Origin of the sequence: Cloacibacterium normanense, from assembly GCF_002943105.1 — a bacterium.
Lineage (GTDB): Bacteria > Bacteroidota > Bacteroidia > Flavobacteriales > Weeksellaceae > Cloacibacterium.
In genome coordinates this window covers 31,316-57,186 of the sequence record NZ_PTPZ01000004.1, presented here as the reverse complement: position 1 = coordinate 57,186, position 25,871 = coordinate 31,316, and the positions used below count along the sequence as shown (strand labels likewise).

24 protein-coding genes are annotated in these 25,871 nt (G+C 33.0%); 12 read left to right on the top strand and 12 right to left on the bottom strand.

The window, feature by feature from the left end:
* Positions 1-119 precede the first annotated feature (119 nt).
* The 6 genes from recQ (at position 120) to C3729_RS07930 (ending at position 6,179) form a co-directional block, all read left to right on the top strand.
* The gene (recQ, locus tag C3729_RS07955) at positions 120-2,321 is read left to right on the top strand and encodes a DNA helicase RecQ (protein WP_104793677.1); all 2,202 of its coding nucleotides are present in this window, start codon (positions 120-122) and stop codon (positions 2,319-2,321) included.
* 102 nt (positions 2,322-2,423) lie between these two features.
* Positions 2,424-2,627 carry a hypothetical protein gene (locus tag C3729_RS13280; protein ID WP_104793676.1) on the top strand — a complete coding sequence of 68 codons (204 nt, stop codon included), beginning with the start codon at positions 2,424-2,426 and terminating at the stop codon, positions 2,625-2,627.
* Positions 2,628-2,630: 3 nt separating this feature from the next.
* Complete coding sequence (locus C3729_RS07945; protein ID WP_104793675.1) at positions 2,631-3,032, top strand: DUF2251 domain-containing protein; 402 nt, start codon at positions 2,631-2,633, stop codon at positions 3,030-3,032.
* 107 nt (positions 3,033-3,139) lie between these two features.
* Entirely contained in the window at positions 3,140-4,543 is a 1,404-nt protein-coding gene (lpdA, locus tag C3729_RS07940; RefSeq protein ID WP_104793674.1) for a dihydrolipoyl dehydrogenase, read from the top strand.
* 323 nt (positions 4,544-4,866) lie between these two features.
* Positions 4,867-5,301 (top strand): VOC family protein, encoded by a 435-nt coding sequence (locus C3729_RS07935; protein WP_221404907.1) that lies wholly within the window; start codon positions 4,867-4,869, stop codon positions 5,299-5,301.
* A 41-nt stretch (positions 5,302-5,342) separates the two neighbouring features.
* Positions 5,343-6,179 (top strand): S1 RNA-binding domain-containing protein, encoded by an 837-nt coding sequence (locus tag C3729_RS07930; RefSeq protein WP_104793673.1) that lies wholly within the window; start codon positions 5,343-5,345, stop codon positions 6,177-6,179.
* A gap of 30 nt (positions 6,180-6,209) precedes the next feature.
* On the opposite strand, the gene C3729_RS07925 is transcribed toward C3729_RS07930, so the two are convergent.
* From C3729_RS07925 to C3729_RS07895, 6 genes are all read right to left on the bottom strand, one after another.
* Positions 6,210-10,250 (bottom strand): T9SS type B sorting domain-containing protein, encoded by a 4,041-nt coding sequence (locus tag C3729_RS07925; protein WP_104793672.1) that lies wholly within the window; start codon positions 10,248-10,250, stop codon positions 6,210-6,212.
* 136 nt (positions 10,251-10,386) lie between these two features.
* Positions 10,387-11,922, bottom strand: coding sequence for a flotillin family protein (locus C3729_RS07920; protein WP_104793671.1), 1,536 nt, complete (start codon positions 11,920-11,922; stop codon positions 10,387-10,389).
* Positions 11,923-11,946: 24 nt separating this feature from the next.
* On the bottom strand, positions 11,947-12,507 hold the full coding sequence (locus tag C3729_RS07915; RefSeq protein ID WP_104793670.1) for an NfeD family protein: 561 nt from the start codon (positions 12,505-12,507) through the stop codon (positions 11,947-11,949).
* Between the two features lie 64 nt (positions 12,508-12,571).
* Positions 12,572-12,922: a DUF2116 family Zn-ribbon domain-containing protein gene (locus C3729_RS07910; protein ID WP_104793669.1), complete on the bottom strand. Its 351-nt coding sequence runs from the start codon at positions 12,920-12,922 to the stop codon at positions 12,572-12,574.
* Positions 12,923-13,426: 504 nt separating this feature from the next.
* Positions 13,427-13,924, bottom strand: a complete 498-nt coding sequence (locus C3729_RS07900) for a hypothetical protein (RefSeq protein ID WP_104793667.1) — start codon at positions 13,922-13,924, stop codon at positions 13,427-13,429.
* A gap of 140 nt (positions 13,925-14,064) precedes the next feature.
* Positions 14,065-14,697: a hypothetical protein gene (locus C3729_RS07895; protein ID WP_104793666.1), complete on the bottom strand. Its 633-nt coding sequence runs from the start codon at positions 14,695-14,697 to the stop codon at positions 14,065-14,067.
* 217 nt (positions 14,698-14,914) lie between these two features.
* Here C3729_RS07895 and C3729_RS07890 point away from each other — a divergent pair, with 217 nt between their 5' ends.
* The 3 genes from C3729_RS07890 to hisS all read left to right on the top strand — a co-directional run bounded on the left by C3729_RS07890 (position 14,915) and on the right by hisS (position 17,477).
* Entirely contained in the window at positions 14,915-15,244 is a 330-nt protein-coding gene (locus C3729_RS07890) for a single-stranded DNA-binding protein (protein ID WP_104793665.1), read from the top strand.
* Positions 15,245-15,538: 294 nt separating this feature from the next.
* The gene (locus C3729_RS07885) at positions 15,539-16,024 is read left to right on the top strand and encodes a GNAT family N-acetyltransferase (protein WP_104793664.1); all 486 of its coding nucleotides are present in this window, start codon (positions 15,539-15,541) and stop codon (positions 16,022-16,024) included.
* A gap of 109 nt (positions 16,025-16,133) precedes the next feature.
* The gene (gene hisS / locus C3729_RS07880; protein ID WP_104793663.1) at positions 16,134-17,477 is read left to right on the top strand and encodes a histidine--tRNA ligase; all 1,344 of its coding nucleotides are present in this window, start codon (positions 16,134-16,136) and stop codon (positions 17,475-17,477) included.
* Between the two features lie 30 nt (positions 17,478-17,507).
* Here hisS and C3729_RS07875 read toward each other — a convergent pair whose 3' ends face one another.
* Positions 17,508-17,789, bottom strand: a complete 282-nt coding sequence (locus C3729_RS07875) for a YtxH domain-containing protein (RefSeq protein WP_185117735.1) — start codon at positions 17,787-17,789, stop codon at positions 17,508-17,510.
* Positions 17,790-17,933: 144 nt separating this feature from the next.
* Here C3729_RS07875 and C3729_RS07870 point away from each other — a divergent pair, with 144 nt between their 5' ends.
* Entirely contained in the window at positions 17,934-18,734 is an 801-nt protein-coding gene (locus tag C3729_RS07870) for a class I SAM-dependent methyltransferase (protein ID WP_104793662.1), read from the top strand.
* 249 nt (positions 18,735-18,983) lie between these two features.
* On the top strand, positions 18,984-20,252 hold the full coding sequence (locus C3729_RS07865) for an OmpP1/FadL family transporter (RefSeq protein ID WP_104793661.1): 1,269 nt from the start codon (positions 18,984-18,986) through the stop codon (positions 20,250-20,252).
* 245 nt (positions 20,253-20,497) lie between these two features.
* Here C3729_RS07865 and pruA read toward each other — a convergent pair whose 3' ends face one another.
* The gene (pruA, locus tag C3729_RS07860; RefSeq protein WP_104793660.1) at positions 20,498-22,123 is read right to left on the bottom strand and encodes an L-glutamate gamma-semialdehyde dehydrogenase; all 1,626 of its coding nucleotides are present in this window, start codon (positions 22,121-22,123) and stop codon (positions 20,498-20,500) included.
* A 225-nt stretch (positions 22,124-22,348) separates the two neighbouring features.
* Between pruA and C3729_RS07855 the strand changes: the two genes are divergently transcribed.
* Positions 22,349-22,879 carry a lipocalin family protein gene (locus C3729_RS07855; RefSeq protein ID WP_185117734.1) on the top strand — a complete coding sequence of 177 codons (531 nt, stop codon included), beginning with the start codon at positions 22,349-22,351 and terminating at the stop codon, positions 22,877-22,879.
* Between the two features lie 29 nt (positions 22,880-22,908).
* Here the strand turns inward: C3729_RS07855 and C3729_RS13220 are convergent, their stop codons facing one another.
* The 4 genes from C3729_RS13220 to C3729_RS07840 are packed head-to-tail and all read right to left on the bottom strand — an operon-like array spanning position 22,909 to position 24,985.
* Complete coding sequence (locus C3729_RS13220; protein ID WP_165785746.1) at positions 22,909-23,055, bottom strand: hypothetical protein; 147 nt, start codon at positions 23,053-23,055, stop codon at positions 22,909-22,911.
* Between the two features lie 40 nt (positions 23,056-23,095).
* The gene (locus C3729_RS07850) at positions 23,096-24,298 is read right to left on the bottom strand and encodes an NAD(P)/FAD-dependent oxidoreductase (RefSeq protein WP_104793659.1); all 1,203 of its coding nucleotides are present in this window, start codon (positions 24,296-24,298) and stop codon (positions 23,096-23,098) included.
* Between the two features lie 32 nt (positions 24,299-24,330).
* Positions 24,331-24,495: a phosphatidate cytidylyltransferase gene (locus tag C3729_RS07845; RefSeq protein ID WP_104793821.1), complete on the bottom strand. Its 165-nt coding sequence runs from the start codon at positions 24,493-24,495 to the stop codon at positions 24,331-24,333.
* Between the two features lie 16 nt (positions 24,496-24,511).
* Complete coding sequence (locus C3729_RS07840) at positions 24,512-24,985, bottom strand: Dps family protein (RefSeq protein WP_104793658.1); 474 nt, start codon at positions 24,983-24,985, stop codon at positions 24,512-24,514.
* Positions 24,986-25,871 lie beyond the last annotated feature (886 nt).

Here is a 25,871-nt window from a genome sequence, read left to right as displayed (position 1 = left end):
ATTTATTTATTTTTCAAAAGACAAAAATTAAGATTTTTTAAATTTTTAAAAATTTTCAAATCTCATTAAAAAGTTTTATCTTTGGTAAGATGCAAATTTAGTAAAACTTACTTGAACAGATGAAGACTAAACATGAAGATTTAACAAGTGCACTAAAAAAATATTTCGGATTTTCTACTTTTAAAGGAAGACAAGAAGAAATTATTTCCACCTTATTGAGTGGTAATGATGTTTTCGTATTAATGCCAACTGGTGGTGGTAAATCGTTGTGTTATCAACTTCCTGCACTTCTTTCAGAAGGAACTGCAATTGTAGTTTCTCCGCTGATTGCTTTAATGAAAAACCAAGTAGATGCCATTAATGGTATTTCTGCCGAGGAAGGAGTAGGTCATGTCCTGAATTCTTCTCTCAATAAAACCCAAACAAAACAAGTTTTTGATGACATCAAAAGCGGCAAAACCAAGTTGCTCTACGTAGCTCCAGAAAGTTTAGTAAAAGAAGAATACCTTAATTTTTTAAAAGAAATAAAAATTTCTTTCGTAGCGATAGACGAAGCGCACTGTATTTCGGAATGGGGACATGATTTCCGTCCAGAATACAGAAATCTCAAATTAATAATTGATAAAATTGCAAAAGTTCCTGTAATTGCATTAACTGCAACTGCTACACCTAAAGTTCAGGATGATATTCAGAAAACTCTAGGAATGAACAATGCATTGGTTTTTAAAGATAGTTTTAATAGACCTAATCTTTACTACGAAATTCGTCCTAAAGTAAATGTAGACAGAGAAATCGTAAAATTTATCAATCAACATAAAGGCAAATCAGGAATTGTTTATTGTCTCAGCCGAAGAAAAGTAGAGGAATTTTCTCAGTTATTGCAGGTAAATGGAATCAATGCATTGCCATATCACGCTGGTCTTGACCAAAAAACCAGAGTAGCAAATCAAGATAAATTCTTGATGGAAGAAGCAGATGTAATTGTTGCTACCATTGCTTTCGGAATGGGAATTGACAAGCCAGATGTAAGATTCGTCATTCATTATGATATTCCAAAATCGCTAGAAAGTTATTACCAAGAAACGGGTAGAGCTGGTAGAGATGGAGGAGAAGGTCATTGCCTTGCTTTTTATGACCCAAAAGACATTGAAAAATTAGAAAAATTCTTAGCTCAAAAACCAGTTTCTGAACGTGAAATCGGACTTCAACTTTTGAATGAAGTAGTAGGTTACGCCGAAACTTCTATGAGCAGAAGACAATATTTATTGTATTATTTCGGAGAAGAATTTGACCCAATCAATGGTGATGGTGCTAAAATGGATGATAATTCTGTAAACCCGCCAAAACTGAAAGATGCTTCTAAAGATTTGAAAAAAGTCTTAGAAATCGTAAAAGATTTGGAAGAAAAATTCAGAACCAAAGATTTAATTTCGATTATTTCGGGTAAAGAATCTGCAACTACCAAAGCTTACAAATTAGAGAATTCTAAACATTTCGGAATTGGGAAATCAGAAAATGATAATTATTGGAAATCCATCATCAGACAAGCTACTGTACAAGGTTATTTGACTAAAGATATAGAAACTTACGGCGTTCTGAAACTTTCAGACAAAGCTAAAAATTTCCTTTCAGGAAAAGAAACACCAGAATTTATGATTGCCGAAGATAGAGAATATGATTTGGCAGCGATTGCAGACGCAGAACAAGTTCAGGTACAAGCTGGAGGTGGTCTTGACCAAAATCTTTTCGCTCAGTTAAAAGAGTTGAGAAAAAAAGTAGCCAAAAAACATGGCATTCCACCTTACACGGTTTTCATGGATCCAAGTTTGGAAGATATGACTGTACAATATCCAATTTCGGTAGACGAAATTGCAAAAGTTTACGGAGTTGGTGAAGGAAAAGCTAAAAAATACGGAAAAGAATTTGCAGAATTCATCGCGAAATATGTAGAAGATAACAATATTGAGAGAACTCAAGACATGGTGCTGAAAACAGTTGCCAATAAGTCTTCGCACAAAGTTTTTATCATTCAAAATACCGACAAAAAAATAGATTTAGAAGACATTGCCAAAGCGAAACATCTGAGCATGGACGATTTGCTTTCTGAAATGGAATCTATTGTTTATCAAGGAACTAAACTCAATATAGATTATTACATAGAAGAAAATTTTGACGAAGATATTGTAGATGATTTTATGGATTTTATGAAAGAATCCGAAAGTGATTCTATGAAAGTTCTTTTGGCGGAATTTGGTGATGATTTAACGGATGAAGAAGTAAGAATGCTGAGAATTAAGTTTATTTCAGACGTAGCAAATTAAAAAAATATAACTCTTACATGTCATTCTGAATGAAGCGAAGCGTAATGAAGAATCTTTTTAGATTTTCGCTTCTTTTATTCAGAATGATTTTTTTGAAAATGAATGAAAAAATCTATCCTTTTTATCCTTCCATATCTTAATGCAGGTGGTGCAGATCGCATTGTGACTACCATTGCCAATCATTTATCCGGATCAGAAATTTTAGAACAAAATCACGATTCAGAAGCGATTAAAAACTCTATAAAATCTAGATTTTCTAAAGAAATGATTTTAGAGAAATATTTTGAGGTTTTTAAAGTGATTTAAAGGATGAAAAGAGAATTATACATTTATAATGAAGAAGAATTTTATGTTGGAAAAGAAACTGTAGTTGATAGTTTTTTTGATAATTTAGATTATGGTGTTGTTTTTGAAGATGATGAAAATACAGGTTATTTTTATGCTGTGAATATTGTTGATGATAATTTTGAAATTATAAATGCTGTTCATATTTATGATGTGGAAAATATTGTAGATAAAAATATCATATCTAATATCAAGATTTTATGGTCTGAAGATTTCAATAAAGCATATTTAAAGATTAATAATTATTTTCATGCGGTAATTGATTTTGAGAATAGAAAAGCATATTCTAGAAACAACTTTCCTCCTGCTAATAATGATGAATGGGAAAATCTAGAACTGACAGACAATTTATTGTTAGAATTGTAAAATTAGATGTTATTTCAATATTTTAGAACTTTCGGAAAAGCCTTTGTCTCTTTGTCTTAAAATACGTATTTTAGCAAAAATTAAATTTTAATAAAAAATAATATAAAATGTCACAATTTGATGTTACTGTAATTGGTTCTGGACCTGGTGGTTACGTAGCTGCATTAAGATGCGCACAATTAGGTTTCAAAACTGCTCTTATTGAGAAATATTCTACTTTGGGAGGAACTTGCTTAAATGTAGGTTGTATTCCGTCAAAAGCGCTTTTAGACAGCTCAGAACATTTCGAAAATGCAAAGCATAATTTTGCAAATCACGGAATTATTATCAACGAACCTCAAGCTGATTTGGCAAGAATGGTGGCTCGTAAAAACGAAGTAGTAGACCAAACTACTAAAGGAATTAATTTCTTGATGGACAAAAATAAAGTAACTGTCTTTGAAGGTTTGGGTAGTTTCGAATCTGCTACTCAAGTAAAAGTAACGAAAAATGATGGTTCTTCTGAAATTTTAGAAACCAAATATGCAATTGTTGCTACAGGTTCTAAACCATCTACTTTGCCTTTCATCACTATAGATAAAGAAAGAATTATCACTTCTACGGAAGCGTTGAATTTAAAAGAAATTCCAAAACATTTAGTAGTTATTGGTGGTGGTGTAATTGGTCTAGAATTAGGCTCTGTTTATTTGAGATTAGGTTCTCAAGTAACCGTAGTAGAATATATGGACAAAATTATCCCAACAATGGATGGCGCTTTGTCTAAAGAATTGACTAAAGTTCTTAAAAAACAAGGTATGAAATTCATGCTTTCAACAGGAGTTCAATCTGTAGAAAGAAACGGAGATTCTGTAAAAATTACTGCGAAAGACAAAAAAGGAGAAGAAGTAAGTGTAGAAGGAGATTATGTTTTAGTTTCTGTAGGCAGAAAACCATTCACAGAAGGTCTTGGCTTAGAAAAAGCAGGAGTAGAATTAGACGAAAGAGGAAGAGTAAAAGTAAACGACCATTTACAGACCAATGTTGCAAATATTTATGCAATTGGTGACGTAGTAATAGGAGCTATGTTGGCTCACAAAGCGGAAGAAGAAGGCGTTTTCGTAGCTGAAACTTTAGCAGGTCAAAAACCACATATCAATTATAACTTAATTCCAGGAGTTGTTTACACTTGGCCAGAAGTTGCAGGAGTGGGTAAAACTGAAGAGCAATTAAAAGAAGAAGGAGCAGCTTATAAAGTAGGTTCTTTCCCAATGAGAGCTTTAGGAAGAAGCCGTGCTTCTGGAGATATTGACGGATTAATTAAAATTTTGGCTGATGAAAAAACAGACGAAGTTTTAGGCGTTCACATGATTGGTGCAAGAGCTGCAGATTTAATTGCAGAAGCTGTAACTGCTATGGAATTCCGTGCAAGTGCAGAAGATATTTCTAGAATGTCTCATGCGCATCCTACTTATGCAGAAGCGATTAAAGAAGCTGCATTAGACGCTACAGGAAAACGTGCGATTCACATGTAATTTTTGATTAAAAAATTTAAAAATATTTAAAGATAAAAGAGAAGTTTCGGCTTCTCTTTTTTATTTGGGCAGCAATTTCCTCGTTCCGCTCCCGCTTTTTTGTTTCGCTTCGCTACACAAAAAGAGCTCCGCTCAACTCGGGCTGCAATTCAGTTATCATTTAGAAAATTTCTGCAACTTTTTTTTGTACATTTGGTTATATAAGTTTCTCGCAGATTGCGCAGATTTTGCCGATGATTGAAATTAAAATCTGCTTAATCAACTGAATCAGCGAGAGAAATTGAAAAATTCTAAAATATCACCATTTCAAAAAAATTAAAAATATGATTACAAAACCTATATTTCCATGTCTTTGGTACGATGGAAAAGCCAGAGAAGCTGCAGATTTTTATTGCCAAATTTTCCCTAATTCTAAAGTCCTTTCGGATAATGGAATGGTCGTAAAATTTGAACTGAACGGAAGAGAATTCATGGGATTAAATGGCGGCCCGAATTTCAAATTTGATGAAGCCGTTTCTTTTTGTATAGAATGCGAAACACAAGAAGAAATAGATTACTATTGGGAAAATCTACTGAATAATGGAGGACAGGAAAAAGTTTGCGGTTGGCTTACAGACCAGTTCGGAATGTGTTGGCAAGTCTATCCAAAGATTTTAGTTGATATGATGAATGACGCCGAAAAAGCACCAAAAGCAGTAGAAGCATTTCAGAAAATGGTGAAATTTGATATACAAGCTTTACTTGATGCTGTGAAATAAAACCTTACCTTTGCAAAACTTACCAATTATCAATTATAAAAATGCAGTTAGGAAAAACTCAAACTTTAAAAATCGCAGAAAAAAACACCTCTGGACTTTTCTTAGAATCTCAAACTGGTGAAAGAGCTTTTTTGCCTAAAATTTTTGCAGACGAAAATGCTGAAATAGGTGATGAAATATCAGTTTTCGTGTATCAAGATGATTCTACTTTGAAAGCTACTACAGAAATTCCGCTTTGCGAAGTAGGAGAGTTTGCAGTGATGACTTGCGTGCAATCTTTGCCAAGTGGCGCTTTTATGGACTGGGGAATTATCAAAGATTTATTTATTCCTTACAAGCAACAAAAAGGTAAAATCCTAGAAGGAAAACGTTATTTGGTTTACGTTTATGTAGATGATGTTTCTGACAGAATTACAGGAACCACTAAGTTTAAGAGAAATCAGTCTTACGGAAATGTTCCTTTCAAAAAAGGGGAAGAAGTAAATCTTATCATTGCAGGAGAATCAGAAATTGGTTTCAATGTAGTGGTGAATAAAAAATATTTGGGCTTAATTTATACTTCGGATGTTTTCAAAAAATTATATCCGCTGTCTGAAGAAACAGGCTACATCAAAACCATCAGAGAAGACGGTAAAATAGATGTTACGCTTCAGAAACAAGGTTATGAAAACAATCATGATGAGTTTCAACAAAAAATTCTTCAGAAATTAGAAGAAAATTACGGAATTCTTTATCTCTCAGACAAATCAGAACCCGAAGAAATAAAGCAAGAACTCCAAATGAGCAAAAAGAATTTCAAAAAGGCAATTGGCGGTTTATATAAAGACCAAGTCATAGAAATTTTGGAAGATAAAATCAGACTCATCAACGAAGAATAAAACAAAAAGAGCAGAATTTTCTGCTCTTTTTTAGTTTCTATTTTTAATTAAAACATAACCTTGTAAAATTCGTCCGTCTGAAACTTTCAGAACATACCAATACGTTCCAGTTGGTAAAATTCTACCATTAATTTGTCCGTTCCATTCAAAAGTTCCATTGATGATTTTTTTCAAAACAGCAGTGCCAAATCTGTCTAAAATGGTGATTTCTGAGTTAGGATAATTTTCCATTCCTGTAATTTTCCAAGTGTCATTTATGCCATCAGAATTAGGAGTAAAAGTATTTGGAATATCAAAAATGGTAAAGTTCATTTCACCAATAATACAGCCCAATTTTGTTTTTACATAAACGGTATAACTTCCATTGTTTAAATTCGGAAACTCTGGATTGTTTTGCCAATTTGAATTGTCTAAAGAATAAACAAAATCACCATTTGCCGAAAGTAAAACTTTCGCATCATTATTCGTGATTTCCACTTTTAAAATATTGGCTAAAATAGATTGATTGACTAGAGTAGAACTTGTATTTTTACAATCAGAACTATTGGTAACTTCTACAGTATATTTTCCTGCTTCTGAAATGGTAATTATTCTCTTATCCCAAATAACAGTAGGCGAAGAATCTTTTGTCCATTCATATTTTTTGAAACCTGCACCTGCATCTATATCTACGGATAAACCTCTACAAAATTCTGCATTAACAGGAAGATTAACCACAGGTTTTGGATTGAGTTGAAGTTTTAATTGAGCCATTTTCCAACACCCATCTGCGCTTTTTACTTTTACATTAAAAATATTAAAACCAATGATGAGATTTCTATTGGCAAAATCAGAAATAGGATTGTTATTTTGGTCATAATATTCAAAACTGTAAGCGTTAGAACCAGAAATGATATTTTCTTGATATTTTCTTAAATCTTCGGTTTTAGAATTGGCGGTAGTATCATTGCAAAAGGTGAGTTGATAATCATTTGCAGGAAGTGAATTGGCAGTTAAAGTGACTTTAATTTCTAGTTTTGGACTTTCGCAATTATTTAAAGTTTGCGTAACAAAATACGAAGTGTTGTTTTGAAGAACAGTTGTATTAGGCAAAACATTTCCTAGATTATCATAAAACTTCAAAGAAGTTCCTGTTACAGCCAAATCTTTAATTTGAGCATTTCTGGAAGTACAAAAATCTTGATTTGCATTTCCTGTAGCAAGTGGAGTAGCATTTACTTTCACTTGAATGGCAATTTTATCACTTTCGCAACCATTTATGGTTTGAGAAGCGTAATAAGTAGTTCCATCAATCAATGGAGTTGCAGTATTTAAAACATTTCCAGAGTTATCGTACCAAATAATATTTTGACCAGTAATGCTGATGTTAGAAATTTTTGGAGCATCAATCGCACAAAAAGTTTGTGGTGAAGTAGCAGTTGGTAAAGCAGGGGAAGTAATAATGACTTTTTGAGTTTGCGAGAAAGTATTTCCGTTTCCATCATCGTATTTCCAAGTGATGGTGTAAGTTCCGGGAATAGAATATTGCAAAGCATCTGTAGTAGTAGCTGTAATTTTACCAGAACAATTATCTGTTGCAGTAGGAGTCGTAGAAACTACAGTGTGACAATCGCCAGTAATATCTGGTAAATTTATAATATCTGGATCTGGTGGTGTTTTGTCTTCCACTTTTACTTCTACAGTAAATGTACCATCACAACTTCCTGCTCCAGAAATAACACAAGAATAAGTACCAGAATTTGCTGAAGTAGCGTTAGGAATGATAGGATTTTGGTCTATAGAAGTGAAACCATTCGGACCAGTCCATGAGTAAGAAGTTCCACCAGAAGCTTGAAGTTTTATATCTGTGTTTGGGCAAACTGGGGAATTGGAAAATATATTTATTGATGCGTTACAGTCATAAAATTTTGCAACATTTGTGCTTCCAAAAGTGTAAATAAAGTTTTTATTGGCAAAAATAGCATCAATTGGGTCTTCATAATAAGAGCCCCAAATCAATTTCCCTTCTGTAGAGAATTTAGAAAAGAAACCTTCGTTATATATGTCATAATAATCTAAATAAGAGTTTGGTGTACTAATGTTTTTTTTACTTCCAGTATAGCCACCGATAAAAATATTGTCATTTTCATCAACACTTAAGCAATATAAATTGTCGTCATTACTTATACCACTTTGGGAATCATCACCATAATAAGTACCCCAGATTTGTTTGCCATTAGCATTGAATTTAGTGATAAACATATCTTGGGTGTAATTTCCACTAATTTTGTTTTGATGAGTACCCAAAGTTGCTATTTTTTCAATAGCATTCGTTACTCCTGCTATTATAATTTCATTATTGGTGTTTACCTCTAATCCTCTCAAACTGGTATATCCTTCTCTTATATTATGGAAATCACCATAATAATTTAATCCTCCATAAAAAGTTCCCCATTCATATTTAAAATCTTTATTAAACTTCATTAAACAGGTATTCCCATTACCTATTATATCTATCTGATGTGTTCCTGGTGTAGCTTGCCATATATCTGTAAAGGTGTATCCTACATTTGTTCCTAAGTATAAATTATCATGTGTATCAATAGCTAAAAAAGTTCTACCATCGTAAGAATTATATAGTGACATTTTTTTTGCGCTAATAAACTTACCACTTTTCTCAAAATGAGCAATGTAAAAATTTTTAGGACCTTTTAGAACAGGAGCATTAATGATACTTTCAGAAATATAGTTAGTATTATTTACTGCTCCAGTAAATATGACTTCATTTTTACTATTAATCACCACATTTATTATTGTATCATAACTTTCATCACCAAAATATGTTCCCCATATTTTTATTCCTTGATTTGAAAGTTTCAGTATAAATCCGTCACAATTTTCCGTAGTTGCGTATTGATAGGGATATTTAGAAGAATGTTCTTTATAAGCACCGGGAGTTGTAATGGTATTATTTCCATTTTCATCATCTGCTGCTGAGCCTACTATATATATGTTATTTTCTTGATCTATTGCAAAATCATTTACATCATTAGTACCATTACTGCTATCATATTTAACATGGTTACCAATATAAATTCCATAAATTTTATTACCATTTGCATCAAATTTTGCGAAATATCCATAATTTATTGAGTACCAATCGTTTTCATTATAATCATTAGTTGCTATATTGTATTGAGCTAGTCTGATATCTAGAGTGTAAATAGAATTGTCTTTTTCTACAATTTTATTGATTCTTCTGTGATGAGAACCATTACTATTTCTTACTTTCCAAATCCTTGTAGGAACAGGGTCTATCACTACCGTTTTTTCAAAAGAATCTTGTGGAGCAGCAAACCCGAAAACTCCGTTTTCTATTTCTTTGAACTGAACAGATAAATCTGTTTTTTTAGAAGGTTCTTCTATCCAAGAATGCGGTATGTTTTCTTGCATCTCTCCAAATCTTAGATTCATAGAGAGTTTCCCATCTTTGAGTTTGGTTTTTGCTCCTTTAAATTTGAGTTTAATGTCAGAAATTTTTCCTTTTGGATGGATGATGAAGTTGTATTCTATGGTTTTAGCGGTATCTTTTGGCTTAAAGAAAACCAAATCTACATTGGGATAGATATTTTTATAAGTAATTTTTTGGTAACGATGAACTTGTGTAATTCCTTCTGGTTTATGGGGAATGTTGTAGTAGTTTTCATAATCCGTAGATTTTCCTTCTGCTATGATTTCTGGGTTTTTATTGGCATTTAGAAAGTCTATGTCAACTCTATGAAACTTAAATTTATAGTCAAACTCATCTTTTGGTTTTCTATCAAGAGCAGTTAAAGAACTTTCGACTTTAGATTTTTTCTTTTTCGTTTTTTCAACTTCGTAAACGTCGTAAGAAAAGCCTTCTTTTTTGATTTGAACATTTAAACCACCAGAATTGAATAAATATTTAACTTTAGAATTGGCATTTCCCTTTTGGTCAATGATTTGACCTTTGTTTTCATAAAAATAAAAATCAGATTGCGATTGCAATTTTTGCTGAGAAAACACAGAAATAAAAAACGAAAATATAAATAGAAAATAGAGTTTTTTCATGGTTATTTTTAGACCTTCAAATCTACTAATTCCATTAATGATGACAAAAATTTTAACTCAAAAAATAGATGAAATTTCCAGAAAGGCTAGGGTTAAGATAAACAAAAAGAGCAGAAATTTCTGCTCTTTTTTTGGGTTATGCTTTTGGAGATTTACCTTCAGGTTTAGAAGGTTTTTCTTCTATTATTTTAGCATCCTCTTCTTTAGGATTTTCGCCTTTTAAGTAAGACGGAAGATTAAGGCCTGCCATATTGAATAAATCATTCAATGGAGGAACGGTTTTCATCATTCCTGAAACAAAATTAGCAGTAGAAGTGCTTCCTTCAGGATTGTTTCCGCCATCCCAAACAGTAATTTTATCAATTTTAATATTTTTAACTGCTTCCACTTGAGTTTTTACTAATTCTGGTAATTTTTCAATCAATAATAATTGGAAAGCACTATTGGTATCACCACCTGCAGCTTTTACAATTTGGTCATAACCTTCTGCTTGTTTGGTTAAGATTTCATAAAGACCTTTTGCTTCTGCTTCCATTTTTGCAAAAATCGCGTCTGCTTCACCTTTTGCCTGAAGTCTTATTTTTTCTGCTTCTGCTTCTGCATCAATAATGGCTTTTTGTCTTGCTATTTCAGCTGGAACTACAATATTGGCATTCTGTGTAGAACGTTCTCTTTCAGCTCTTGCTGTTTCAGCTTTTTGTTCGGCCAAGTAAGATTCCTCTAAAGCTTTTGCCGATTGTACTTTTTCAGCGGCCATTGCTATTTTTAGCGCTTCTGCTTCTTTTTCACGTCTTTGTGCATCAGAATTGGCAATCGTAATTTTTGCTTCGTTTTCTCCTTTTACAGCGATAGAGTTGGCTAGAGAAGTTGCGATTCTCGCTTCTTTTTCAGCTTCAGCTTTACCGATGCTTTCATCTTTTTTAGCTGAGGCAATGCTTACTTCTCTATCTTTTTGAGTCACGGCAATTTTTACATCTCTATCTCTTTGTGTTTCCGCAATGACTACATCTTTTTCTCGGTCTGCACTTGCTTTACCTGTTTCCCCGATTTTTTCTTGCTCCGCTACAGAAATTTTAGCTTCGTTAATCGCTTTTGCAGCTGCTTCTTTACCAAGAGCTTCTATATAGCCAGATTCATCTTTAATATCGGTTACGTTTACGTTAATAAGTTTTAAACCAATTTTTTTAAGTTCTGTATCTACGTTTTTAGAAATATTATCAAGGAATTTATCTCTATCTGAGTTAATTTCTTCAATAGTCATGGTAGCAATCACCAAACGCAATTGACCAAAAAGAATATCTTTAGAAAGTTCTTGAATTTGTTCTGGAGCAAGTCCTAATAATCTTTCTGCAGCATTTCCCATAGAATCTGGTTCGGTAGAAATAGCGATGGTAAATCTACAAGGCACGTCTACTCTGATGTTTTGTCTAGAAAGGGCATTGGTAAGATTGGCTTCAATAGAAATGGGTTTAAGGTCTAGATAAGCAAAATCTTGAATAACAGGCCAAATAAAAGCACCACCTCCGTGAATACATTTAGCAGATTGACCGCCAGTTCTTCCGTAGATGACTAAGATTTTGTCAGAAGGACATCTTTTGTACCTAGAAATAAGGGCTAGAATAGTTACAAATATTACAATTGCAACAATAACGATAATAATAAAAGGTTCCATTGGTTTTAATCAGTTTATATTAATTTAAATTTTTTCTACAATTAAAATTTTGTTTTCTGTATTGATGATTTTCACGCTTTCGCCAGAAAGAATTTCTTCTCCTTCTGTTACTGCATTGAGTTCATGAAAACTACCATTAATGCTTACCTGAATTTTTCCAGTTCCCGATTTATGAGCGGGAATTTTAAGATAAACTTCAGCGGTTTTTCCGATAGTTTTTTCCATTTGAAAGGTGTTGTCTTCTTGTAATTTTAGAAATTGCTTGATGATGATAAAGAATATCGCCACAAAAATTAATCCTACTAAAGTTGCTAAAGCTACCAGAAGATAATCATTCATTTCGCCAAAAAAAGCCACACCAGTCCACCCAAAACCAAGAAGAAAATTAATAAGATTTCGGAAGGTAAACCATTCAAAAGGTGCATCTACATGATGAAAATCTCCATCTAAATCTGCATCTAAATCAGAAGACTCTACTCCTACAAAAGTGAGGATGGTTTGCAATAAAAAAATAATGCTAGATAGGAGAGCAGAATACCAAAATGCTTGCTGAAGCACGCTCATCCCAGTAAAGAAATCGGTCATAGCTAATAAAATAGTTTTTCAAATATAGCGAAAATCTGTTTCTTTATCAAGAAAAAGGAGACTTTTAAGCTTCTTTTTTTACCACCAGAATAAAATCTTCTTCTAAAAATTTATACCCAAAATCATACACAAAATAATATTGAGCTCCGTTTTTATAGGTTTTAATATTGGTGAAATATTCGAAATCAAAACCTGCAACCGAAAGTTTATTTCTAGTGGTTTTGGCTTTGTTTTCTACAAAATTTTGTTCAGAGAGAATTTTGAAATTTTTGCGCAGTTTATTATTAATATTGCGCATAAGGTTGGTTTGGTCTTTGTTCTGTTTATTGTTATAGGCGTTTCTACAAGCATCACTGCAGAATTTCTTATCTATTCTGCCCATGATTTTTTCGCCACATTCTAGACAGTTTTGCATGGTTTTAGTTTTTAGTAAAGATAAAAAAATCCGTTTGTAAACGGATTAAGATTTTATAGAATTTTATTTTTTAAATAATAGAATAATAAATGGAAGAAATAAGATGAAGAAAATTGAAAAATAGGAAATAAACTTATCTAGACTTTTTGCATTAGATTTTTTGGGGTTCAAATAATCAATTTCATCAGAATATCTAAGATATAATATAAAATCTCGATGATTAAAATATTTGCTTAATAAACTGGAAAGCGATAGATATATTGTAAAAATAAAAGGTGTAAAAAATGCCCAAATTTCAATTGTTCTTTCTGTACCATTAGAATCCGGAGCTAAAATCACATATAACAATCCTAAAAGAATGCATAAAAATGGAAAAAGCCATTTTCTATAAACTTTGAATATCTTAGATTTTCGATTAAAAAGATATATATAATTATAAATAAATGGAATTATGATAATAAAAAATTTCATTACTTATTTTAAAACAACAATTAAAAAACTAAATCACTTTTTATTCATTTCGAATAAATTTTCAAGGAATTTTATTTTTTGTTCTTCAGTCCAGTTATTGGTATAAACCAAAAGATTGAGAAAGTCTTTTTGACTAGAGCCAAATAAAAATACATTATCTGCTTTGCCGTCATTGTATTTCCAAATAATATATTCTGTTTTAGGATTTTCTTTTAATTTTTGAGTTTTAGAATTTAAAGATTCTCTATAATCAGCATCCCATTTATAAAATGCGATTACGTTTTCAAAATCAGATTTTTCTTTTGCATAAAAAGGATAAGCTCTTTTAGGATTTTTTGCAATAGCAATAATTACGTTATCACTGTTTTTAAGATATGTCTGCCCAGAATCTTCTGCTGTATTCAGTTGTTGCCATTTTCCAGGAATTTTTACTTCTCCAGAATTGGTTTGTAATGAAGTATAAGATTCTTGACTGAAAATTACTTCCGGAAGTAGTAGTAATAAAAAGAATAGAAAATTTAGCTTTTTCATAGCAATTAGTTTTATGTAAAGATAAAAAAAATCCGTTTGTAAAGGGAAAATGTTTTTTGATTTTTAATATTCGATATAAATTAGAATGTTTCAGAGTTTGTTTTTAACCCAAAATTTTTAAAAGCTTATATTATCTTAAGTTATATAACATAAGTCTGTCTTAAAGTTTCAATTAATTCTCCAGTTTCTGTAATATTTTCGAAATGAAGATTTATATTTTCTCGAACTTTTGGATATTCATCAATAAATTCAAGATTCTCAATCTCACTTAAATTAAATTGATTCATTATATTTCTGAATTTCTCTTCATTATTTCCCCAATATTTTAGATATTTACTTTCATCTACATATATTTCTGTTAAATTCTCATTATCATGATAAATTAATCCCCAAATTAACAAAGTGTCATGAATTAACTCCGTTTTATAGTCTTCTAAATATTTTAAAATTTCAAATTTATTTTCATAAAATCCGTAATTGATTTCAGAATCAATATATCCAAAAATTAAAGCACAGTTTTCTGGAAGAGTTTCTTCAGACAAAGTAATTATTAAACTCCAAAGCTGCGGATTATCAATATTTATTTCAGCATAAAATTCAAATGGTAAATCAATGTTGTCAGGATTGTCATCTTTAAGCTTAAAAACATAACCTGGAACAATATTCGCATTTTTGCTTTCTCTTAATCTTTCCAGTACAGATGAATTCATAGGAACTTCATTTTCTTCTGGGAATCTTATTGTTTTTGGTAATACTAGCGTTGGTTTTGTCATAATTACTGATGAAAATCAAATATACACAATAATCACAAAAATTTAAAATACTTATAAGTGTTTGATTTTCAATTCTAAAAACTCATACAAACGACTACAAACGGATATAAATGACTAAATACCGACTAATATTTCGCTTTCGTCACAACTTTGCCACAGAGATTCGAGGGAAATTAAGAACGACTCGTTTCTAACGTTTAATTTAAAATTTATTATTATGTCTTTAAGAAACAAAGTGACGCTTATTGGTCACACCGGAAAAGAAGTAGAAATCGTAAATTTCGAAAAAGGAATGAAAGCTACAGTTTCATTAGCAACCAACGATTATTACACCAATTCTCTTGGCGAAAAAGTAGAAGAAACTCAATGGCACAATTTGGTTGCTTTTGGTAAAACGGCAGAGATTTTTCAAAAATACGTGCAAAAAGGAAAAGAAATTGCCATCGAAGGAAAACTTACCTACAGAACGTATGACGATAAAGACGGACAAAAACGCTACATCACAGAAATTAGAGTAGAAGAACTCTTGCTTCTAGGAACTAAATAAAGGAAAAAACACAAATGATTAAAAGTCTTGCTCTTTTTTGGGCAGGGCTTTTTTTGAAAATCGAAGATTTTCCATCGGACATCAGTATCGAAGGCGTATAAAAATTAAATTTAAAATTCGTTAAAAAATTCCTGCTGTTTGAACTCATCAGAATGATGAGTGAGTTTCAGGGATTTTAGAATTTTGAATTTAATTTTAGCCGAAGAAAGTGAAGTCTTGATTTTTGGTTCTTTTTATCAAGAAAAAGAACTTTGGTTTAAATTTTATTATGTTTCTTTTCACTATTTTTGAAATATGAAAATCAATATCAGAACAATTCAACCATCAGATAACGCTATTTTAGCCAAAATCATCAGAAGTTGTTTCCATGATTTCGAAGTAAAATGTACTGCAGGAACTGTTTACACAGATCCTACAACAGATGATTTGTATTCACTTTTTCAAACGCCTAAATCTCAACTTTGGGTAGCAGAAGCAGAAGATAAAATCGTAGGTTGTTGCGGAATTTTCCCCACCGAAAATTTACCAGAAGGTTGTACAGAACTCGTAAAATTCTATATTTCTAATGAGGGAAGAGGAAAAGGAATTGGCAGATTACTGTTAGAAAAAACCATAGAAACCGCTCAAGAATTGGGATATTCACAGATTTATTTAGAAAGCATTCCAGAATTTTCTACTGCAGTTTCCATTTACGAAAAACAAGGTTTCCAATACCTGAATCAACCACTCGGAAATACAGGTCATGATGGTTGTAATCTTTGGATGCTGAAAGAAATGTGATGATTTGCTGATGTGACGAAGCGTTGATGCGATGATTATTGATAATTTCCGTATTTTTGCACAGAATTTATTAACCAATTAGCAAATCGACTAATTAACACATCAAGGAATGAAGCCAAGTTTAGCGAAAGGAACCAGAGATTTCACCGCGCAGGAAGTTTACCGTAGAAAATACATTATCAATACTTTACAGAAGAATTTTGAATTATTTGGATTCCAACCTTTGGAAACACCAAGTTTTGAAAATTTATCTACTTTGACGGGTAAATACGGAGAAGAAGGAGACCGATTGATTTTTAAAATCCTCAATTCTGGAGATTACGCTGCCAAAACAAAAGAGGAAGATTGGAATGCTAAAAATTCTCAAAAGCTCATCGCTCAGATTTCAGAGAAAGCTTTAAGATATGATTTAACCGTTCCTTTTGCACGTTTTGTTGCCATGAATCAAGGAACGCTTACATTTCCTTTTAAACGTTATCAAATTCAACCAGTTTGGAGAGCAGATAGACCTCAAAAAGGACGTTTCAGAGAGTTTTATCAGTGCGATGCAGATGTAGTTGGGAGTGAAAGTCTTTGGCAAGAAGTAGAATTGGTTCAATTGTATTTGAAGTCTTTCAAAGAATTACAAATTCCTGTAAAAATCCATATCAACAATCGTAAAATCCTTTCTGGATTAGCAGAATTTGCCAACATTTCTGAGCAGTTGATTGATTTTACCGTGGCGCTTGACAAATTAGACAAAATCGGAAAAGAAGGTGTAATAAAAGAATTGAAAGAAAAAAACATTTCTGACGAAGCGATAGAAAAACTGTCTTTCCTTTTTGATAATAAACCTCAAGCAGAAGTTTTAGAAATCCTTAAAACCAATTTTGCCAATATAGAAATCGGGAAAAATGGAGTAGAAGAACTAGAATTTGTTTTAGAAAATTGTAAAAACCTAGGCATAGAAGATGAGTTGGTGTTCAACATCACTTTAGCTCGTGGTTTAGATTATTATACAGGAGCTATTTTCGAAGTAAAAGCACAAGGTGTAGAAATGGGTTCCATTGGTGGCGGTGGTAGATACAACAATCTTACCGAAGTTTTCGGGGTGAAAAATATTCCAGGAATTGGGATTTCTTTTGGCTTGGATAGAATTTATCTCGTAATAGAAGAACTGAATCTTTTCCCACAAAATTCTGAAAGAAAAATAGAATATCTTTTTGCCAATTATGGTGAAAAAGAAGCTGCACATGCCATGAAGGTTTTAGCAAAACTTCGTGAAAAAAGAATCGCTGCAGAAATGTATCCTGAAAGTGCCAAACTGAAAAAACAATTTACCTACGCCGAAAAGAAAGGCATAGAAAACCTTATTTTCCTTGGTGAACAAGAAATTGCTGAAGGAAATATCACCATCAAAAATTTAACTTCAGGTGAACAAAAAACAATAAAAATAGAAGAGTTCTTATCATAAAAAAAGCCATCGTAAAGATGGCTTTTTTGTTTATGCTTGTTGAGCGTTTTCTACATTTTCTTCAACTACTTCTTTTGCTTCTTCCATTTTGGTTTCCGCTTGAGATTTTAAATCATTGAATTTTTCTTCCGCTTTTCCTTTTAATTCTTCGGCTTTAGATTTTAAATCATTACCGTATTTGGTAAGGTTGTCTTTTGCGTTATTCAATAGGTCGTTAACTTTTTGTTTTTCTTCAGGAGTTGCTTTTTTATATCTCCAAAAAGCTAGTGCTCCAAGACCTAAAAGTGCTAATAATTTAGAACTGTTTTTCATAATTTTTGTATTTAGTGATTAAAATTGTTTGGTTGTTCTTCTGATGACAAAATTATTGTATTATCACCCTTTAAAGTTACAAAATTTATTTAAAACATTATAGTATTTGTGTATTTAATTTATCTTTGAACAAATTAAAAAACAATGGATTATATCAATATCAATAAAAATTCTTGGAATGCCAAAGTAGATTATCACTTAAAATCTGATTTCTATTTTGTAGATGAATTTATTGCGGGAAGAACTTCTCTTAATGAGCCAGAATTAGAACTTTTGGGAAATGTTCAAGGAAAGAAAATTCTGCATTTGCAATGTCATTTTGGTCAAGATTCTATTTCTTTAGCAAGAATGGGAGCCGAAGTTACTGCAGTAGATTTATCAGACAAAGCCATTGTTGAAGCCAGAATATTGGCCGAAAAATGTGGAGTTGATGTCAACTTTATAGAATCGAATGTGTATGATTTACCAAATGTTTTAAATGAGAAATTTGACATCGTTTTTACCAGTTATGGCGTGATTGGTTGGCTTCCAGATTTAGAAAAATGGGCAAAAATAATTCAGCGTTTTCTTAAACCGAATGGAGAATTCATCATGGTAGAGTTTCACCCTGTCATTTGGATGTTTGATGATGATTTTACCAAAGTTGCTTATGATTACCAATCTACAGAACCCATTGTAGAAACCTACGAAGGAACTTATGCAGATAGAGAAGCCAATATTTCCCAAGAATATGTGATGTGGAATCATGCACTTTCTGATGTATTTCAAAGTTTAATCAACCAAAATTTAGAGATTAAATACTTTCTAGAATACGATTGGTCACCGTATGCATGTTTTAAACACACCGTAGAAGCAGAAAAAGGGAAGTATAGAATCAGTAAATTTGATAAAAAAGTGCCTTTAGTCTTCTCTATAAAGGCGATGAATAAAGAATTTTCAAATTAATGATTATTTTGTTTTGATTTTTACAAATATTTTCTATATTTGTTTCATAATCGATATGATTAATGAAAAACCTATGAAAAAATGTGCCTCTCGTGAAAGCGAGAGGTTTTTTTGTGTTTTTATGCATCCTTATAAATGGTAATAATTATTCAGCAAGTGGCAGTTTTTACTGAACATGATAAATGACAGTAAGTATTTTAAAATCAGTAATATAGCCCGTCGTAACTTTATGAGACAAAAAATAGCTTTATGAAAAGAATTATTATTACTCTTGGTGTATTATGTTCAGGAGTTATGATGGCTCAAGTAGGTCATCTCATGCAAGGTATAGGTTCAGTAAATATGAGTATGGGTGGTGCAGCAACGGGTCAACCTATTGACATTAGTGGTGCGTTACAGTGGAATCCTGCTGGAATTACAGATTTTAATGGAAATACCGTTTCTGTAAATGCTGGTTTATTTATGTCTAACCCAGAATTATCTTCTTCTTACGGACCAATGTCTGGAGTAACTAAAGACGAAAAAGCCAACTCTATCATGCCTGCTGTTGCAGTAACTTTTGGTAAAAATCCTCATCATAAATTTGGTATTTCTGTTTTCGGAGTGAGTGGTTTTGGAGTAGAATATCCAGAAAGTACCACTAATCCTATTCTCATGTCTCAACAATATGGTGGTTTTGGTAAAGTAGAATCTAATTATATGTTGATGCAAGTTGGTTTTGCTTATGCTTATAAATTCAATGAAAATTTCTCTATGGCAATACAGCCTAATGTGAATTATTCAGCTCTAAAAATTCATCCAAATCCATTGGCTAATCCTAGTATGACTGCAGGTTATCCTAATTCTGATAATGCTTCTGCAATTGGTTTTGGAGCACAAGTTGGGATGTATTTTAAAACCAACAATGGTTTTAAACTCGGTTTATCTTATAAATCACCAGTATATTTTAATGAATTTAAATTTGAGAACACATATCTAGACAATACTAAAGGAGAAAATGAATTTAGAATGGACTTTCCTGCGATTTATTCAGTAGGTGCTGGTTATTCTCATCGTTTATTTGATTTGGCTTTAGATTACAGATATGTAGACTATGCTAATACAGAAGGTTTCTTAGCCAACGGATGGAGCAATTATGGTGCTGTAAAAGGTTTCGGTTGGGAAAGTATCGATGTGATTTCTGCAGGGATCCAAATCAAAGCCATTGAAAAAATGCCAATTAGATTAGGATATACTTACAGTTCTAATCCTATTAATCCAGAATTAACGATGTTCTCTGTTCCAGCTTCTGCGATCATTAGAGATGCATACGAAATAGGAGTAGGATATAAATTAAACGACAAATTCACTATCAATGCCAATTACCATTATGGAGCGAGTGATGGCAAAACTTCTGGAGCATTATTAAACCCTATGATGGCATCACCATCTAATCCTTATGGTGCAATTCCAGGAAGCACTGTAGCGTATGAAATGACCACTTCTATGGCTCAAATAGGAGTAGATTTCAAATTTTAAAAATATATTAATTTGACTTGAACTCTCCACTATAAAAGGTGGAGAGTTTTTTGTACTTTTTATTCAATTAGTGGTAATATTTAGAGAAGTACATGTATTTCATTTTGAAATCTAATTAACAAATGATAACTTTGTCCTCAGAAAATGAACTTATTTTCTCTCCGAAAGGAGAAAACACAAATGATGAAAAGGAAACGCCTCTCAAAGTATTTTGAGAGGCGTTTTTTATGATATTGAAATAATTCTTAACCTAAGAATGGATACTTGTAATCAGTAGGAGATAAGAAATTTTCTTTGATGCTTCTTGCAGAAACCCAACGAAGAAGATTCATTTTAGAACCTGCTTTGTCATTGGTTCCAGAAGCTCTCGCTCCACCAAAAGGTTGTTGACCAACTACAGCACCAGTCGGTTTATCATTGATGTAGAAGTTTCCAGCTGCGTTTTCTAAGGCTTTAGTCGCCTCGTTAATCGCATATCTGTCTTGTGCAAATACAGCGCCTGTTAAGGCATAAGGAGAAGTTTCATCTACTAATTTTAAAGTAGCTTTCCAATCTTGGTCTTCATATACATAAATCGTAAGAATTGGACCAAAGATTTCTTCTTCCATACTTTCGTAGTGAGGATTTTTTGCTTGAATAACGGTAGGTTGTACAAACCAACCTTTGCTGTCATCACAACCACCACCAAAGATTACTTCTGCATCGTTGGCATTTTGAGCTCTTTCGATGTAGCCTTTGCATTTTTCAAATGAAGCTTTATCAATTACCGCATTTACGAAATTAGAAGGATCTTCTGGACTTCCCATTTTAATTTCAGCCAATTGTTCTCCAATAATTCTTTTTACTTCTCCCCAAAGTGATTGCGGTACGTAAGCTCTAGAAGCAGCAGAACATTTTTGACCTTGATATTCGAAAGCACCTCTTACCAAAGCAGTAGCAACCTGACTTGGTACAGCAGAAGGATGGGCAACTACAAAGTCTTTACCACCAGTTTCTCCTACAATTCTAGGGTAAGTTTTATATTTATGAATATTTTCGCCAATTTGTCTCCATAACGATTGGAAAACTTCTGTAGAACCAGTGAAGTGGATTCCAGAGAAATCTGGGTGTTCTAGAATTTGCTTAGAAGTTTCTGCACCACCAGAGAAAACCATATTGATAACACCTGCTGGTAAACCTGCTTCTATCAATACATCCATAATGACTTTAGCTGAATAAATCTGTGTTGCAGATGGTTTCCAAACCACTACATTTCCCATCATCGCCATAGAAGTTGGCAAGTTTAGAGAAATTGCGGTAAAGTTAAATGGCGTAATGGCATACGTAAAACCTTCTAATGGTCTGTATTCTGCTCTGTTCCAGATTCCTGCATCAGAAACCGGTTGTTCAGAATACAATTCCGTCATAAACTGCACGTTAAAACGTAAGAAATCTATCGCTTCACAAGCTGAATCTATTTCTGCCTGCATTGCATTTTTACTTTGACCAATCATCGTCGCAGCGTTGATTTTATCTCTGTAAGGACCAGCCAATAAATCAGCCGCTTTTAAGAAAATAGAAGCACGTTGCTCCCAAGGTAAATTAGCCCATTCTGCTCTTGCTTTCAGACAAGAATTGATGGCATCATCTACATGTTGTTTATTTCCTTTATGGTAATAACCTAACGTGTGTTGATAATCTTGAGGAGAGTGTAGTGATACTTTTTCACCAGTTTTCACTTCTTTTCCGTCAATAACCATAGGGATTTCTACTTCTTCTGACCACATTTTTTGGTAAGTAGCAATCAGGGATTTAATCTCTGCAGAACCAGGAGCATAGCTTCTTACAGGTTCGTTTTTAGGAGTAGGAACTTGCGAAATTGCGAATGACATATACTTTTAAATTTTAGATTTTAATTTGTTGATGAAGATAAGAAACTGTTCTTATTCATATCCTACAAAAATACAATATAAACCCTCTCCAACCAAAACACTTCGGTTACATTTTATGGAACTACTAGAAAATAAGTCTAATAGACAAATAAAATAAAAACATTTCCCACAATTCTATAATTTTGCTTCACTAATTTAACCGAAATTTGTAGAAAAATAAAGACAATGAAAATCATAAAAGGATTTGCCATCATGGCAGTAGTAGCCACCATTTTTACTTCATGCGTAGGAATTCCAGATGGAGTAACGGCGGTACAAAACTTTAATAAAGACAAATATCTAGGCAAATGGTATGAAATCGCAAGGTTTGACTTCCGTTTCGAAAGAAATTTAGACAATACTACAGCGCAATATTCCATCAATCCAGATGGAAGCATCAAAGTGCTGAACCAAGGCTACAACTATGTAAAAAAAGAATGGGATTCTGCTGAAGGAAAAGCTAAATTTGTAGGCTCTGAATCTGAAGCGAGACTCAAAGTTTCTTTCTTTGGGCCATTTTACGGCGGATATAACGTAGTAGACATTGACGAAAATTATCACAATGCGCTTATTTATGGGAATTCTACAGAATACATGTGGATTCTATCAAGAACGAAGACCATAGACGAAGCCACCAAAAAAAGATTCATCGAGAAAGCCAAAAAAGACGGTTTCGATGTTTCAAAACTCATTTGGGTAAATCACAACAAGGAATAAAATTCATTTCAATAACAAAAAACTCGAGACTAGAACTCGAGTTTTTTTACTTTAATATTTACCTCAACCTCAACCTCAACCTCAACCTCAACCTCAACCTCAACCTTTACCTTTACCTCAACCTTTACCTTTACCTCAACCTTTACCTTTACCTTTACCTTTACCTCATCCTTCATCCTTCATCCTTCATCCATCATCCATCATCCTTACCTATACCTATCTCCCAAATCGATAATATTGGGCTAAAGTATTTTCTTTTTTTTGTAAAAGGTCGATAATAATTTTTCTTCCTTGTGTAGAAAAGGTAATGCCGTTTCCACCAAAACCTAAGCAAAACAAACAATTTTTGTATTCTGGAGATTCCCCAATATAAGGCAAACCATCTTTGGTGGTTCCGAAAATTCCACCCCAAGAAATATCTTCGATAAAGTCTAAATCTGGCAGGGTTTTCTTGAGTTTTTTAATAAGCGTTTTGCTTTTTTCTTCTTTAATGTTTTGTTGAAGTATGGTGTCTTTATACACAGAATCTTCGCCGCCAACTAAAAATCTACCATCATCCGTAGTTCTCATATACAGATAAGGATCTTGTGTGTCCCAAATCAAAATCTTTTCTAGATTTTTATTATAGGTTTGTGTCGGTTCACTCACAGTTGCGTAAGTATAAATCAAATCGGCAACTTTTTCTTTAAGTAAATTCAAAGATTCAAAACCTGTGCAGAAAACTATTTTTTGAGCACGAATGGTATGATTTTCTTGCGTAATGACTTTCGGAGTTTTGTCTTGGTCTTGAATGCTTTTAATTTCGGTTTGGTCAAAGACTTTCATCCCTCTTTTTACATTAAAAGCGATAAGTTCATGCGCCATTTGATACGCATCTACACTAGCTGCGGTATCACTTAAAATGCCACCATGAGAAACAATGCCATAAGTTTTTTTAATCGCATCTGCTTCTAACCATTTTACGCCCAGTTGATGTTTTTTTCTAATTTCAAACTCCTGATAAAGTTCTTTTGCAGCGGTTTTATTGTGCGCAATATAAAGTGATTTCTTCTTTTGGAAGCCACAATTTAATTTTTTGGTTCTCACCAATTGCTCTGAATCTTGAATCGCAGTGATGCCTTCTTGATAACAAAGTGCTGCAGCTTCTTCACCGATTTTCTTTGCCAAATCTTTTAGCGGTTCATCTATTTCGTATTGCAACATGCTGGTAGTAGCACTCGTACTTCCTTGTCCGATGTCTCGTCTGTCGATGAGAGTTACCTCATAACCTGCATCCATTAACGCATCAGAAATCAGAGCGCCAGTAATGCCACCACCAATCACCAAAATTTCTGTTTTTATATTTTTTTGTAAACTGGGATAGGTGTAGAGTAAGCCGTTTTTGAGCAGCCAAAAAGATTCAAAGGTTCTTAGTCTCATATCATTTGTGTTTTAAAGTGTTTGCAATGAGTTTATTTCTTTCCTCGTGAGAATAGCCAAAATATCACGACTACCACTAAGGCAATTAAGAAAAATCCCCAATACATTCCTGCTTTGAAAACGGTTTCTACCGCTTCACAACTCGTCAATAAAGTCAATAAAAATAAAGTTACGGTGGATAAGATATACTTTTTCATAAGGTTAAATTTTAGGTTAAACGAAATATTGTCTGAGTTGCCAAGCCATTTTTTCATGGTCTTGCATCAACCCGGTTAAAAAATCTGCGGTTCCTTTGTCTTCATACTTCTCTTCACAGTCGTCTATTGCGGTTCTGAGGGATTTTACAATACTCTCATGGTCTTGCAAAAGTTCTTTTGCCATTTCCAGAGGAGCTGGGCATGTTCCAGGACTTTCTTTTAGCTGTGAAAGTTCTGCAAACTCTATAATGGTTCCTATTGCCATTCCGCCAAGCGTAGAGATGCGTTCGGCTACTTCATCAATGGCTTTTTCTAATGCCTCATACTGTTCTTCGAAGAGGTGGTGAAATTGCATGAAGTCTGGTCCTTTCAGATTCCAATGAAACTTTCTTAATTTGAGGTATAACACATTGCCATCTGCTAAGACAGCGTTTAGGTTATCACATACTTTCTTAAGGTTTGCGGCACTGATGCCGATGTCTACTTTCATAATGATTATATTTTGTGTGGGTATTGATACAAAAGTAAAATACAATCAAGCAGTTGGACTTATATAATCCTGATGATTTGTTATAAGATTTTGAGGAAATGTATAGGGTATTGTTCCCCGACATCAAATACCTCTCACCGACATTTTTCATACACTATCTATGCTTCATCTATGCTTTATCTTGGGAGAAGCGGGGGATAGGTGATAAGGGTATATGGTGATGTAGTGATGAGGTTACGAAGTAAAGGGATTGTCTTTTATAAATTTTTTATAACACAAAGTTCCCGGAGATTTTGTGAAATGATACCGTTTTTGAGCTCCCAAAGGAACATCAGAGATGTTCTATAAAGTGCACGAATTTTAATGCAATAGAAATAATGTGCCTTCGACTACGCTCAGGCACCGTGGGTGGAATTTTTCTGCTTATTTTTTGGAGTTATTTAACACAAAGTCCACGGAGATTTTGTGAAATGATACCGTTTTTGAGTTCTCAAAGGAACATCAGAGATGTTCTATAGAGTGTACAGATTTTAATGCAAAAAATGTTTAGAAAATTGAATGGTGGCTGAGCACAAACTGAAAGTCTGCGAACGAAGTTCACGAAGCCACAGATTCAAAGATAAACTTTGCCTTAGCCTGTCGAAGGCAACGAGCAATAAAAAATGTTGTGCCTGAGCTTGTATAAGGCAGAAAGTAGATGAATTCTATTTCCTAATTTTTGAGATATTTTTAGAGAAAGAGGAGAGGAGAAATTGCTTTAAGGACATCAAAAAGGAAATGGAAAGGAAATTTTTATTCTTTAATTTTTAGAAATCAGGGAGTTAAAAGGCTGCGTTAATGGTCTATGAGGGCGATTGATAGATTGTATTTGGTTCGTTGGGAGATA

What these genes read in the sequence shown, in the direction of transcription:
- C3729_RS07910 (WP_104793669.1), bottom strand. Translation starts at nt 12,922, where the DNA reads ATGCAAAACTGTCTAGAATGTGGCGAAAAAATCATGGGCAGAATAGAT.
- C3729_RS07870 (WP_104793662.1), top strand. Translation starts at nt 17,934, where the DNA reads ATGGATTATATCAATATCAATAAAAATTCTTGGAATGCCAAAGTAGAT.
- C3729_RS07850 (WP_104793659.1), bottom strand. Translation starts at nt 24,298, where the DNA reads ATGAGACTAAGAACCTTTGAATCTTTTTGGCTGCTCAAAAACGGCTTA.
- C3729_RS07885 (WP_104793664.1), top strand. Translation starts at nt 15,539, where the DNA reads ATGAAAATCAATATCAGAACAATTCAACCATCAGATAACGCTATTTTA.
- C3729_RS07875 (WP_185117735.1), bottom strand. Translation starts at nt 17,789, where the DNA reads ATGAAAAACAGTTCTAAATTATTAGCACTTTTAGGTCTTGGAGCACTA.
- C3729_RS07855 (WP_185117734.1), top strand. Translation starts at nt 22,349, where the DNA reads ATGAAAATCATAAAAGGATTTGCCATCATGGCAGTAGTAGCCACCATT.
- pruA (WP_104793660.1), bottom strand. Translation starts at nt 22,123, where the DNA reads ATGTCATTCGCAATTTCGCAAGTTCCTACTCCTAAAAACGAACCTGTA.
- hisS (WP_104793663.1), top strand. Translation starts at nt 16,134, where the DNA reads ATGAAGCCAAGTTTAGCGAAAGGAACCAGAGATTTCACCGCGCAGGAA.
- C3729_RS07895 (WP_104793666.1), bottom strand. Translation starts at nt 14,697, where the DNA reads ATGACAAAACCAACGCTAGTATTACCAAAAACAATAAGATTCCCAGAA.
- C3729_RS07865 (WP_104793661.1), top strand. Translation starts at nt 18,984, where the DNA reads ATGAAAAGAATTATTATTACTCTTGGTGTATTATGTTCAGGAGTTATG.
- C3729_RS13220 (WP_165785746.1), bottom strand. Translation starts at nt 23,055, where the DNA reads ATGAAGGATGAGGTAAAGGTAAAGGTAAAGGTAAAGGTTGAGGTAAAG.
- C3729_RS07930 (WP_104793673.1), top strand. Translation starts at nt 5,343, where the DNA reads ATGCAGTTAGGAAAAACTCAAACTTTAAAAATCGCAGAAAAAAACACC.
- C3729_RS07900 (WP_104793667.1), bottom strand. Translation starts at nt 13,924, where the DNA reads ATGAAAAAGCTAAATTTTCTATTCTTTTTATTACTACTACTTCCGGAA.
- C3729_RS07920 (WP_104793671.1), bottom strand. Translation starts at nt 11,922, where the DNA reads ATGGAACCTTTTATTATTATCGTTATTGTTGCAATTGTAATATTTGTA.
- C3729_RS07945 (WP_104793675.1), top strand. Translation starts at nt 2,631, where the DNA reads ATGAAAAGAGAATTATACATTTATAATGAAGAAGAATTTTATGTTGGA.
- C3729_RS13280 (WP_104793676.1), top strand. Translation starts at nt 2,424, where the DNA reads ATGAAAAAATCTATCCTTTTTATCCTTCCATATCTTAATGCAGGTGGT.
- C3729_RS07915 (WP_104793670.1), bottom strand. Translation starts at nt 12,507, where the DNA reads ATGACCGATTTCTTTACTGGGATGAGCGTGCTTCAGCAAGCATTTTGG.
- C3729_RS07925 (WP_104793672.1), bottom strand. Translation starts at nt 10,250, where the DNA reads ATGAAAAAACTCTATTTTCTATTTATATTTTCGTTTTTTATTTCTGTG.
- C3729_RS07845 (WP_104793821.1), bottom strand. Translation starts at nt 24,495, where the DNA reads ATGAAAAAGTATATCTTATCCACCGTAACTTTATTTTTATTGACTTTA.
- C3729_RS07840 (WP_104793658.1), bottom strand. Translation starts at nt 24,985, where the DNA reads ATGAAAGTAGACATCGGCATCAGTGCCGCAAACCTTAAGAAAGTATGT.
- lpdA (WP_104793674.1), top strand. Translation starts at nt 3,140, where the DNA reads ATGTCACAATTTGATGTTACTGTAATTGGTTCTGGACCTGGTGGTTAC.
- recQ (WP_104793677.1), top strand. Translation starts at nt 120, where the DNA reads ATGAAGACTAAACATGAAGATTTAACAAGTGCACTAAAAAAATATTTC.
- C3729_RS07890 (WP_104793665.1), top strand. Translation starts at nt 14,915, where the DNA reads ATGTCTTTAAGAAACAAAGTGACGCTTATTGGTCACACCGGAAAAGAA.
- C3729_RS07935 (WP_221404907.1), top strand. Translation starts at nt 4,867, where the DNA reads ATGATTACAAAACCTATATTTCCATGTCTTTGGTACGATGGAAAAGCC.